At 59.8% G+C, this 10,882-nt stretch carries 14 protein-coding genes and 1 pseudogene; 11 read left to right on the forward strand and 4 right to left on the reverse strand.

Going from position 1 to position 10,882, the window contains the following annotated elements:
* Positions 1-87 precede the first annotated feature (87 nt).
* The 6 genes and pseudogenes from ACE04F_RS07950 to recX all read left to right on the forward strand — a co-directional run.
* Positions 88-168, forward strand: a pseudogene (locus tag ACE04F_RS07950) (phage tail terminator protein); the annotation flags it as partial.
* A gap of 43 nt (positions 169-211) precedes the next feature.
* On the forward strand, positions 212-775 hold the full coding sequence (locus ACE04F_RS07955) for a glycoside hydrolase family 19 protein (RefSeq protein ID WP_486105697.1): 564 nt from the start codon (positions 212-214) through the stop codon (positions 773-775).
* Positions 757-1,293, forward strand: coding sequence for a lysis system i-spanin subunit Rz (locus ACE04F_RS07960; protein WP_486105698.1), 537 nt, complete (start codon positions 757-759; stop codon positions 1,291-1,293). The genes ACE04F_RS07955 and ACE04F_RS07960 overlap by 19 nt, the downstream gene beginning before the upstream one ends.
* Before the next feature lie 71 nt (positions 1,294-1,364).
* A complete protein-coding gene (locus ACE04F_RS07965; protein ID WP_486105699.1) occupies positions 1,365-1,865 on the forward strand; it encodes a CinA family protein in 501 nt (166 codons plus the stop codon).
* Between the two features lie 83 nt (positions 1,866-1,948).
* Positions 1,949-3,001 carry a recombinase RecA gene (recA, locus tag ACE04F_RS07970; protein ID WP_079303629.1) on the forward strand — a complete coding sequence of 351 codons (1,053 nt, stop codon included), beginning with the start codon at positions 1,949-1,951 and terminating at the stop codon, positions 2,999-3,001.
* An 8-nt stretch (positions 3,002-3,009) separates the two neighbouring features.
* The gene (recX, locus tag ACE04F_RS07975) at positions 3,010-3,477 is read left to right on the forward strand and encodes a recombination regulator RecX (protein ID WP_486105700.1); all 468 of its coding nucleotides are present in this window, start codon (positions 3,010-3,012) and stop codon (positions 3,475-3,477) included.
* Positions 3,478-3,522: 45 nt separating this feature from the next.
* On the opposite strand, the gene ACE04F_RS07980 is transcribed toward recX, so the two are convergent.
* On the reverse strand, positions 3,523-4,641 hold the full coding sequence (locus tag ACE04F_RS07980) for an LOG family protein (RefSeq protein ID WP_486105701.1): 1,119 nt from the start codon (positions 4,639-4,641) through the stop codon (positions 3,523-3,525).
* A 574-nt stretch (positions 4,642-5,215) separates the two neighbouring features.
* Here ACE04F_RS07980 and ACE04F_RS07985 point away from each other — a divergent pair.
* Positions 5,216-5,410 (forward strand): hypothetical protein, encoded by a 195-nt coding sequence (locus tag ACE04F_RS07985; RefSeq protein WP_486105702.1) that lies wholly within the window; start codon positions 5,216-5,218, stop codon positions 5,408-5,410.
* On the opposite strand, the gene ACE04F_RS07990 is transcribed toward ACE04F_RS07985, so the two are convergent.
* Entirely contained in the window at positions 5,411-5,833 is a 423-nt protein-coding gene (locus tag ACE04F_RS07990) for a quorum-sensing-regulated virulence factor family protein (RefSeq protein ID WP_486105703.1), read from the reverse strand. It lies immediately after the preceding gene.
* A 183-nt stretch (positions 5,834-6,016) separates the two neighbouring features.
* Here ACE04F_RS07990 and ACE04F_RS07995 point away from each other — a divergent pair, with 183 nt between their 5' ends.
* From ACE04F_RS07995 to ACE04F_RS08005, 3 genes are all read left to right on the forward strand, one after another.
* The gene (locus ACE04F_RS07995; RefSeq protein ID WP_486105704.1) at positions 6,017-6,763 is read left to right on the forward strand and encodes a tRNA-uridine aminocarboxypropyltransferase; all 747 of its coding nucleotides are present in this window, start codon (positions 6,017-6,019) and stop codon (positions 6,761-6,763) included.
* A gap of 213 nt (positions 6,764-6,976) precedes the next feature.
* On the forward strand, positions 6,977-7,630 hold the full coding sequence (gene erdR, locus ACE04F_RS08000) for a response regulator transcription factor ErdR (protein ID WP_486105705.1): 654 nt from the start codon (positions 6,977-6,979) through the stop codon (positions 7,628-7,630).
* A 71-nt stretch (positions 7,631-7,701) separates the two neighbouring features.
* Complete coding sequence (locus ACE04F_RS08005) at positions 7,702-8,064, forward strand: diacylglycerol kinase (protein WP_486105706.1); 363 nt, start codon at positions 7,702-7,704, stop codon at positions 8,062-8,064.
* Positions 8,065-8,067: 3 nt separating this feature from the next.
* Here ACE04F_RS08005 and ACE04F_RS08010 read toward each other — a convergent pair whose 3' ends face one another.
* Positions 8,068-8,994 (reverse strand): LysR family transcriptional regulator, encoded by a 927-nt coding sequence (locus ACE04F_RS08010; RefSeq protein WP_181289263.1) that lies wholly within the window; start codon positions 8,992-8,994, stop codon positions 8,068-8,070.
* A 122-nt stretch (positions 8,995-9,116) separates the two neighbouring features.
* Here ACE04F_RS08010 and fpr point away from each other — a divergent pair, with 122 nt between their 5' ends.
* Positions 9,117-9,896, forward strand: a complete 780-nt coding sequence (gene fpr / locus ACE04F_RS08015; RefSeq protein WP_003198368.1) for a ferredoxin-NADP reductase — start codon at positions 9,117-9,119, stop codon at positions 9,894-9,896.
* Positions 9,897-10,097: 201 nt separating this feature from the next.
* Here fpr and tsaA read toward each other — a convergent pair whose 3' ends face one another.
* The gene (gene tsaA, locus ACE04F_RS08020; RefSeq protein ID WP_486105707.1) at positions 10,098-10,796 is read right to left on the reverse strand and encodes a tRNA (N6-threonylcarbamoyladenosine(37)-N6)-methyltransferase TrmO; all 699 of its coding nucleotides are present in this window, start codon (positions 10,794-10,796) and stop codon (positions 10,098-10,100) included.
* Positions 10,797-10,882: the final 86 nt, after the last annotated feature.

Below are 10,882 nucleotides of genomic sequence, written 5' to 3' on the forward strand. Positions count from 1 at the left end.
GTGTTACCTGGCACACCGCTTTCGCGAGCAGGCTCGCTCCCACAGGTTTCCCTGACGCTACCTTCCATACCACCGGAACCCCCCCCCATGAAGATCACCCCGATCCTCACGCAACTGCGTGAGCAATGCCCCACGCTCGCCCGTCGCGTGGCGGCAGGCTTTGACTTGGTTGGCCGGGCAGCTTTGATCATGTATGTGCGATAACCCGAACATGGACCTTACGCAACAGCAACTCATCAAGATCATGCCCAACGCCCGCGCCCAAGCGGGCGTTTTTATTCCAGCGTTGAACACCGCTATGTCTCGTTACCGCATCGACACTCCCAAGCGCATCGCCGCATTCCTGGCCCAGGTCGGTCACGAATCGGGGCAGTTGCGTTATGTACGGGAGCTGGGCAGCGAGCAATACCTGAGCAAATACGACACCGGAACCCTGGCCGTTCGCCTGGGCAACTCGACCCGGCCCGACGGTGACGGTCAGAAGTATCGCGGCCGGGGCTTGCTTCAGATTACCGGCCACGACAATTACCTTCGTTGCAGCCTGGGGCTGTTCGGCGACGAACGTTTGCTGGCCTTACCCGAACTGCTCGAACAACCGCAATGGGCGGCGCAATCCGCCGCCTGGTTCTGGGCGCAGAACGGCTTGAATGAGCTGGCTGATGGTGACCAGTTCAACAGCATTACCCGACGCATCAATGGCGGCTTGAATGGCCTGATGGATCGCTTGCAACTCTGGGCGCGGGCGAGGGAAGTGTTATGCCAACCTTCGGCCTGATGCCGTTTTCCTGCCGTACGCTAGGTGTCGTTGTATTAGTGGCGCTGCTGATCGGTGGTCCCGTCATGTTGGCGTGGCGGCTCCAGGAGTGGCGGTACGGCAGGCAACTGGCGCAACTGGCGCAGTCGCAGTCCGAGACGCTCAATCGAATGGCCCAGACGGCAGCGATGCTGCAAAAGGCCGAGCAGAACAAACGCCGCGCCCTGGAGCAACAACTCTCCGCCAGCGAACAAACCCACTACCGAGCCTTGAGCGATGCCCAACGTGACCAGGATCGCCTGCGCGATCGCCTTGCTACTGCCGATGTCCGGCTGTCAGTCCTCCTCGACGCCGACGATGTTGCCACCGGTTGTACAGTGCTTGCCGCCACCGGCGCCGGCGGCGTGGATCATGGCGCCCCACGCGCCCGACTTGACCCGGCGCATGCTCAACGAATTATCGCCATCACCGACGAGGGTGACCGTGGACTGATCGCCTTGCAGGCCTGCCAGGCCTATGTCAGAGCGTTGGCCCGGTAATCTGCCGGACCTTGCAAGCTGTGGCTGCTGGTGTACGGTAGGCGCCAGTCGCGTCGAATCAGGAGAGGACCATGGATGACATTACCGGACTGGCCGCTGAGTTGGGCAGGCGCTTGCAGGTGCTCAACGCCCATGTCACCACCGCCGAATCCTGTACCGGCGGCGGGATTGCCGAGGCGATCACGCGGATTCCGGGGAGTTCGGCTTGGTTCGAAGCCGGCTACGTCACTTATTCCAATCGCCAGAAAACCCAGCAGTTGAGTGTGCCCCGCGAATTGTTCGATAACGTCGGCGCGGTCAGCCGCGAGGTAGTGGAGGCGATGGCGCGGGGCGCCCAGCAGAAAAGCCTGGCGCGTTTCGCCGTGGCGGTCAGCGGCGTGGCCGGGCCGGACGGAGGCTCGCCGAGCAAGCCGGTGGGCACCGTATGGCTCGCCTGGGGCGTTGGCGAGGCGGTGTTCAGCGAGCGGCGCTTCTTCCCAGGCAACCGCGACGAGGTCCGCCGACAAACGGTGAAGGCCGCGCTAGACGGGCTGTTACAACATGCCGCCAGAGAAATCTCAAATCAGGGGTAGGCGATCCTGAATCGCTGTGGAATAATACTGGCTACTTATACAGGTGTTGGCCGTCAGGCCTTATTGATTACGTGAGGACTTTAATGGACGACAACAAGAAGAAAGCCTTGGCTGCGGCCTTGGGTCAGATCGAACGTCAATTCGGCAAGGGTGCCGTAATGCGTATGGGCGATCAGGACCGCCAGGCTATTCCTTCCATCTCCACCGGCTCCCTGGGCCTGGACATCGCGCTTGGCATCGGCGGCTTGCCAAAAGGTCGTATTGTTGAAATCTACGGTCCTGAATCCTCCGGTAAAACCACGCTGACCCTGTCCGTAATCGCCCAGGCTCAAAAAGCCGGTGCGACTTGCGCCTTCGTCGACGCCGAACACGCCCTGGACCCGGAATACGCCGGCAAGCTGGGCGTCAACGTCGATGATCTGCTGGTTTCCCAGCCGGACACTGGCGAACAGGCCCTGGAAATCACCGACATGCTGGTGCGCTCCAACGCGGTTGACGTGATCATCGTCGACTCCGTAGCGGCACTGGTACCCAAGGCGGAAATCGAAGGTGAAATGGGCGACATGCACGTGGGCCTCCAGGCTCGCCTGATGTCCCAGGCCCTGCGCAAGATCACCGGTAACATCAAGAACGCCAACTGCCTGGTGATTTTCATCAACCAGATCCGCATGAAGATCGGCGTGATGTTCGGCAGTCCTGAAACCACCACCGGTGGTAACGCGCTGAAGTTCTACGCCTCGGTTCGCCTGGACATCCGTCGTACCGGCGCGGTGAAAGAAGGTGATGAGGTTGTCGGCAGTGAAACCCGCGTCAAGGTCGTGAAAAACAAGGTGGCATCGCCGTTCCGTCAGGCTGAATTCCAGATCCTGTACGGCAAGGGCATCTACCTCAACGGTGAAATGATCGACCTGGGTGTGTTGCACGGTTTCGTCGAGAAATCCGGCGCCTGGTATGCCTACAACGGTACCAAGATCGGTCAAGGCAAGGCCAACTCGGCCAAGTTCCTGGCGGACAACCCGGAAGTCGCGGCAGCCCTTGAGAAACAACTGCGCGACAAACTGTTGAGCCCGGTTGCAGACGTCAAGGCCGTGGCCAATCGCGAAACTGCAGACGATCTGGCTGACGCTGACATCTGATCGATCCGATGACCGCCGTACTCGATACCCTCGTCGCGGTGCGGCGAACCGCAATGGACCTGCTCGCCAGACGCGAGCACGGCCGAGTCGAGCTGACGCGTAAACTGCGCCAGCGCGGCGCTCCTGATGAGTTGATCGACACAGCCCTCGACCGTTTGACGGAAGAGGGGCTGTTGTCGGAGTCGCGCTATCTCGAAAGTTTTGTTTCTTATCGCGCCCGCTCTGGTTATGGTCCGATGCGAATTCGCGAAGAACTTGGCCAGCGCGGCTTGCAACGACCGGATATCGAACTTGCCTTGCGGGAAAGCGGTATCGATTGGCAGGAACAGTTAATCGATACCTGGCGTCGCAAGTTCTCCGGACATCTTCCCATTGATGTGAAGGAGCGGGCGAAGCAGGGCCGTTTCCTGGCGTATCGCGGATATTCCATGGAAATGATCAATCGCTTGTTCAGCGGTCGTGGCACCGATGACTAGATAAAACGGCGCGCTATTTTGATAGCGGGCCGTTTTTTTATGGGCTCAATTCACCTCAATTGGCTCCCAGGTCAGCGGGTGGGGCTGGGCGGCAGGCTGAGCCCAGTTTTCCGGCAGGTTGATATAGTCCACCAGTTCTCTAAGTCGACCGTGATCGCGGGCGTTAAAGGTGAATGCCAGGCGCGTGAGATGGCTGAAAGGCGCTTCTTCCGGCTCCTCGCCGCTGTAGGCATGCTGATGGAAGCAGTCGTTCAGGCATAGATCGGCAAATTGGACCTGCATCTGCTGCATCGCCTGTTCGGTGAGCGCATGATTCATGCGGATCACGAACTGATGCTTGAGCCAGCGGCTGGAATGGAAGTTGCGATAGAACTGGGTGATTTCTTCCACCGCATCCTCCGCGGTGTACACCAGGCGCATCAACTTCATGTCGGTTGGCAGGATGTAGCGGTTTGCTGCCAATTGTTCGTGGATGAAATCCAGGGAGCTCTGCCAGAATTTCCCTCCCGGCACATCCAGCAGCACTATCGGTACCAATGGGCTCTTACCCGTCTGCACCAGCGTCAAGACCTCTAATGCTTCGTCAAGGGTGCCAAAACCGCCTGGGCAGAGCACTAACGCGTCTGCTTCCTTGACGAAGAACAGCTTGCGAGTGAAGAAGAAATGGAACGGCAGCAAGTTCTGCGTGCCCTCGACGGTCGGGTTTGCATGCTGTTCGAAGGGCAGGGTGATATTGAAGCCCAGGCTGTGCTCGCGGCCTGCGCCTTCATGGGCGGCGGCCATGATGCCTCCGCCCGCACCGGTGATGACCATCATGTCCGACCGGGCCAGCGCCGCGCCGAGTTCTCGCGCCAAGCCATATAGCGGATGTTCGATAGGCGTTCGGGCCGAGCCAAAGACCGTGACTTTTCGACGGCCCTTGAATTGTTCGAGCGTGCGGAAGGCATGTTCCAGTTCGCGTAGTGCCTGCAGCGTGATTTTGGCGTTCCAGCGGTTGTGATCCTCCTGGGCCATGCGCAGCACGGTCAGGATCATGTCGCGGTAAATGGGGATATTGGGACTGTTGGGTGATACCAGGTTGAGTTGCTCTTCGACCTTGCGGGTGAGGTCGTGGCCATGGTTCTCAAAGTGACGACTGAGCAGGTCATTCGGTTTGTAAGGCATTCAGCTTCTCCTTCTGAACAGAACCCGGCCCGAACGAGAGATTCGTCAGGGCCACGGCGCTTCCTGTGCCGTCGTCAGCCCGGCGTATGCCCGGGCGTTCAACCTGGCTCGACGCAAATCGCAGCAAGACGATCAAGCCACCAACGGGTTCTGCTGTTTCCCTTGGATGAAAATCAATCAAGCGTCAGGGTTTTTGGCAAGGGCAGCCTCGTTCTGCCCGGTAACAGGCGATAGTTTGAATCTAGCCTCTTGTTGATCATGGCGCCCGGAGGTGACGGTTTGCAACCGTCGCCTATAGACCTGGAATCCGTCATCACGAGCAGGCTCGCTCCCACAAATGATCCTCAGCGAACATCAGGTGTGTATTCGGCAAAATTCCTGTGAGCGAGCCTGCTCGCGAAGGCATCCTGCGCCCCAGCTCTGATAGTGGGTAATGCACCGCTCGTCAGATCACCGACTGGCTACGTCCCGCTCTGATTTACTCAATAACAAGCGTGCCGACGTTATTCGACGTCCACGGTTGGGCGTCCACGCTGGGGAGTGAAGCATTTACAGGGGCAGGGAGGCGGGAGGAATGACCAGAATAACTCTGGAGCTCGACAAGCAGTTGTACCTGATCCTGTTGGAAGCGGCTCAGGCCAATCAGGTGAGCCTTGAAGAGGAGTGCTGCCGTCGGCTGGAGGGCAGGGAATGGCGCTCGCGCTATTTGCAGGCGCTGGTGGCGGAACTGCGCGCCGACGATGAGCAGCGGCGCGCCAGCTCGGGTTGATTATTTTTTGGTCTTGGCCGGTTTCGGGCAGTCCGATTCCTGGAAACGTTCGGTGGCGACCGGACGGTTGGTCTTAATTTCGGTGAATTCGTAGCGCATGGTTGCGCCCTTGGCCATCAGCTTGCGAAAGCCTGGATTGGTGCACACCGTGGAGCCCAGCTGGAAATAGACCGCCTTGGGATCGGCGCGCATTTTCTGGGCGTGGCTGCTCTGCACGCTGAGATGGTTGACCAACTCGGTGCCTTCGACGGTATAACCCTGGTCGAGAATGTCTTCGTTGATGGCGCGCGGAGTGCCGACGCTGCTTTGCGTGGCCACGTTCTGCAGCATCTTGTTCAGTTCGAGTTCTTTCAGCGACGCGGCCTGAGCGCTGATGGACGTCGCCAGCAGAACGGCAACGGTAGGGACGATAAGGCGCAGCATGAAACTCTCCTGGTTCAGTGACAGGGGGTTCGACCGGTCACGTGACTGTGCGTTCAGTGGCGGCGATTATAGGTGAGCCCGGGTAGACGGTACAGGTTTGCGCGCTCTGGTAGACTGCCGGGCTCTGTTGTCCTGCCGAGTTTTGTTCGTGTCGAGTTCTCTTGTCCGTGGGCGTCGCCCGCTATGATCCATGCCCCCAACGCCGTAGCCCGCTTGCGCGACCAGCGCGTCGACGAGGGCATCAAGCCGCTCCAGGCCCGTGGCTGGCGCGCGCCTCGTTGTAGCGCGTGTCGGGTGATCGAAAGCCATTGCCTGTGTGCCTGGCGCCCGAGCGTCGAGACTCGTTCCGGGGTCTGCCTGATCATGACCAACAAGGAAGTCTTCAAGCCGAGCAACACCGGTTGGCTGATCGCCGATGTGGTGCGCGACAACCATGCCTTCATCTGGTCGCGTACCGAGGTCGACGGGCAATTGCTGGCTTTGCTGAATGACCCGCAATGGCAGCCTTATCTGGTGTTTCCTGGCGAGTATGTCGAGCCGTCCCGAGTCACCCACACGGTGGCGCTCGATCAGGGCAAGCGTCCGTTATTCATTCTGCTGGACGCGACCTGGACGGAAGCGCGCAAGATGTTTCGAAAAAGCCCGTATTTCGATCGATTGCCCATCCTGAGCCTGTTGCCCGACAAGTTGTCTCGCTATCGCTTGCGTCGCTCGACCCGCAGCGAACACCTGTGTACCGCCGAAGTGGCGGCGCTGTGCCTGGAACTGGCGGGGGACAGCGATGCTGCATCGGCGCTGGACGCCTATTTCGATGTGTTCAGCCAGCATTACCTCGGCGCCAAGCGCCAGCAGGAGGTGAACGAGTCCACGCCGGCCCATGCCGAGCTGCAACCCTTCGTTCGCGCGGCTCCTACGCTGTTGGCCGAGTAGTGGCCCATACTGGATAAGGCCGTGACCGTGCTGCTTGACCACCCCGGCTTCGCTGGGCATGCTTGGCGCCGACCAGGGTGCGGCTGGCGTTTGAAACGCTGTGATTGGCGTTGAACGTGCCCCCTGTTGATACCGCTGCATGGCGGTGTCTTGAGTTGTACGGCGAGGCGCGAATGCATCGGGCCTGCCACTAAAAACAGGATCATTGGAAAAATGGCCACATACGAAATCCTGATTGCCGATGACCACCCGCTCTTTCGCAGCGCGTTGCATCAGGCAGTGACCCTGGGCCTTGGCTCGGATGTCCGATTGACGGAGGTGGCCAGCATCGCGGAACTGGAAAGCCGATTGGCTGAAAAGGCCGACTGGGACCTGGTGCTGCTGGATCTGAACATGCCCGGTGCGTATGGTTTTTCTGGCCTGGTGCTGTTGCGTGGGCAATACCCGCAGATTCCGGTGGTGATGGTCTCGGCCCAGGAAGAGGCCTCGGTGATGGTCAAGGCCCGCGAGTTCGGCGCCAGCGGGTTCATTCCCAAATCCAGCTCCCTGGAAATGATTCAAAGAGCGGTGAAGGCCGTCCTCGATGGCGATGTATCCTGGCCGCCCCAGGCGTTCGAAGCGGTGAGTGTTTCCGCCGAAGCCAAGGCCGCCAGCGAAGGCCTGGCCAGCCTCACGCCGCAGCAATTCCGGGTGCTGACCATGGTCTGCGAAGGCCTGCTGAACAAGCAGATTGCCTATGAGCTGAATGTGTCCGAGGCGACGATCAAGGCCCACGTTACTGCGATCTTTCGTAAACTCAACGTGCGCACCCGAACGCAGGCGGCGTTGTTGTTGCAACAACTTGAGTCAATTTCACCGCAGCCCTAGCGTTTGAATTCACGCTTTTTTGACCGCGTTTACATTAGCTTCTCCATTCCTTTCGATCAGTGCCTTACCTTATGTCACCTTTTAAAGGCCAAACCGGCCTGAAACGCATACTCAATGCCTCCGGCTATTCCTTGGATGGCCTACGTGCAGCGTTCCTTGGCGAAGCCGCTTTCCGTCAACTGGTGCTGCTCAATGTCATTCTGATTCCGCTGTCGTTTTTCCTTAACGTCAGCCGCGTCGAGCAGGCCTTGCTGATTGCGGTGTGCCTGCTGGCCCTGATCGTGGAGTTGCTCAATTCGGCGGTGGAAGCGGCTATCGACCGCATTTCCCTGGAGCTGCACCCGCTGTCGAAAAACGCCAAGGACATGGGCAGCGCCGCCCAGTTGGTTGCCCTGACGATGATTGCGTTGGTTTGGGGCCTGATACTGCTCTGAGTTTCAGGCGATGGCGGGCAGGACGATTTCGTCACTGCGCTGCACTCCAGCAGTGAACGCCCGGCACAGATCAAGAAACTCACGCATGGCCGATGTCTGGTATTTCTGTTTGTGCCAGATGAAATAAAATTGTCGCGCCAGATCCATGTCCGGGGTTTCCACGGCCACCAGGCTGCCGCGGCGAAAGGCGTCACGCAGGGCCAGGCGCGAGATACAGCCAATGCCAAGGCCGGACTCCACGGCGCGCTTGATCGCTTCGGTGTGCTCCAGCTCCAGACGGATATTCAACGCGCTACGGTGGTGACGCATGGCCTGGTCGAAGGTCAGGCGGGTGCCGGAACCCTGTTCCCGGAGGATCCAGGCTTCGCGGGTCAGCTCCTCCATGGTCGCCTGGCCGCGTTTGGCCAATGGGTGCTGGGGCGCGCAGAACACCACCAATTCGTCCTCGACCCAGCTCTGCACCTCGATGTCCGGGTGGCTGCAGTCGCCTTCGATCAGACCCAGATCAATTTCGTAGTGGGCGACCTGATGCACAATATTGGCGGTGTTTTGCACATGCAGCTTCACCTGGCTTTCCGGATGGCGCTGCATGAAGCCGCCGATCAACAGGGTCGCCAGGTAATTGCCGATGGTCAGGGTGGCGCCGACCGCCAGTGAGCCGAAGCCGGACTTGCCGTTGAGCAGGTCTTCGATCTCCTTGGCCTGGTCCAGCAAGGCCACGGCCTGGGGCAGCAATTGCTTGCCGAGGGCGTTGAGGCTCAGGCGTTTGCCGGCGCGGTCGAAGAGTTGGCAGCTGGACTGGCGCTCCAATTCGGTGATGGACGTGCTGGCGGCCGACTGCGACAGGTTGAGCAGGCCCGCGGCACGGGACACGCTCTCCTGCTGGGCGACGGCGACGAAGACTTGAAGTTGACGTAGAGTAAATCGCATATCTATATAACCGATAACCCTTATCTTAATAATCCATTTAACAGATATTGTCGCCGCCATTAGAATGCGATGCAATTGCGCAGATTATCGGCGCAGGCATCATTTCCAGGAGTCCCCCGTACATGAGCAACATGAACCACGAGCGTGTCCTCAGTGTTCATCACTGGAACGACACTCTGTTCAGCTTCAAGTGCACCCGCGATCCGGGCCTGCGCTTCGAGAACGGTCAGTTCGTGATGATCGGCCTGCAGCAGCCCAACGGCCGCCCGCTTATGCGCGCTTACTCGATTGCCAGCCCGAATTGGGAAGAGCATCTCGAATTTTTCAGCATCAAGGTTCCCGACGGTCCGCTGACTTCCCAACTGCAGCACCTGAAGGAAGGCGACGAGATCATCATCAGCAAGAAGCCTACCGGCACGCTGGTGCTCGACGACCTCAAGCCTGGCAAGCATTTGTACCTGCTCAGCACCGGCACCGGGCTGGCACCGTTCATGAGTGTCATCCAGGATCCGGAAACCTACGAGCGTTTCGAGAAAGTGATCCTGTGCCACGGCGTGCGTTACGTCAATGAAGTCGCTTATCGCGAATTCATTACCGAGCATCTGCCACAGAACGAATTCTTCGGCGAAGCGCTGCGCGAAAAGCTGATCTACTACCCGACCGTGACCCGTGAGCCCTTCGAGAACGAAGGCCGCCTGACCGACCTGATGCGCAGCGGCAAGCTGTTCCGCGACATCGGCCTGCCACCGATCAACCCGCAGGACGACCGCGCCATGTTGTGCGGCAGCCCAAGCATGCTCGACGAGACCAGCGAAGTGCTCAACAGCTTCGGCCTGACCGTTTCGCCGCGTATGCGTGAGCCGGGTGATTACCTGATCGAGCGGGCGTTTGTAGAGAAATAAGCCGCGGTTTGTGCGGTGGCTGACCGACCGCCATCGTCGGATCGCCGCCCGGAGCAAGCTCGCTCCACAAGGTTTTGTAACAACTCGACCAAATGTGGGAGCGAGCCTGCTCGCGAAGAAGGCGACTCGGTCCAGCAGTAGCCCACAAAAAAAGCCCGCGCCGCCTGATCCAGGCCGCGCGGGCTTTTTTGTTTCCGGCGATTATTCCTGCGCCGGAATCACTTCCAGCACTCGAATCACCCCCGGCTGTGGATAATGCCAGCGCACATCCAGGTCCCAGAACTGCGCGCCGTATTCCCGTTCGGCTGCGGGGACCTGATACGCCGGACGTGGATCCTGGGCCAGGCATTGTTCGATCAACTCCACCAAGGGCTCTTCGAGGCGCAGGGCATGCTCGCGGGCTTGAAGCAGGGCTGAGCCTGCCCATTGCACCGGAATCAGTGCAGGCGCTGCGCTGGCAATGCTGTTCGTCGCCGAGCCGATGATGTCGGCGTAGGGCACGTAGGGCTTGATGTCCAGCACTGGCGTCGCGTCCAGCAGATCGATGCCCGAAATCCACAGCCGACCGGCTTCGACTCGTTCCAGCTTCACCACTGACTGACCGATGCCGTTGGGGCGATGGGTAGCACGGGTGGCGAATACGCCCATCGACTTGTTGCCGCCCAGTCGTGGCGGCCGTACTTTCAAGCGGGGCTTGTCTTCCAGGGCCTGGTGGAACAGGAACAGCAGCCAGACATGACTGACCTGTTCCAGGCCCTGCACCGCCTCGCCCTGGTCGAACGGCGCCACCAGCTCCAGCACGCCACGCGCGGCCGGGGCCAGGTGTGGCTGGCGCGGAATGGCGAACTTCTCCTTGAAGCAGGAGCGGACGAAGCCGATGGGGGAGACGTTGTAGGTCATGGGTTGGAATCGGAGCGAAGTTGAAAAGACATCATAACGCGAGGGGCCAGGTTGGCACTGTGCTCTGTGGCGAGGGAGCTTGCTCC

This window comes from Pseudomonas sp. AGC41 (assembly GCF_057334555.1).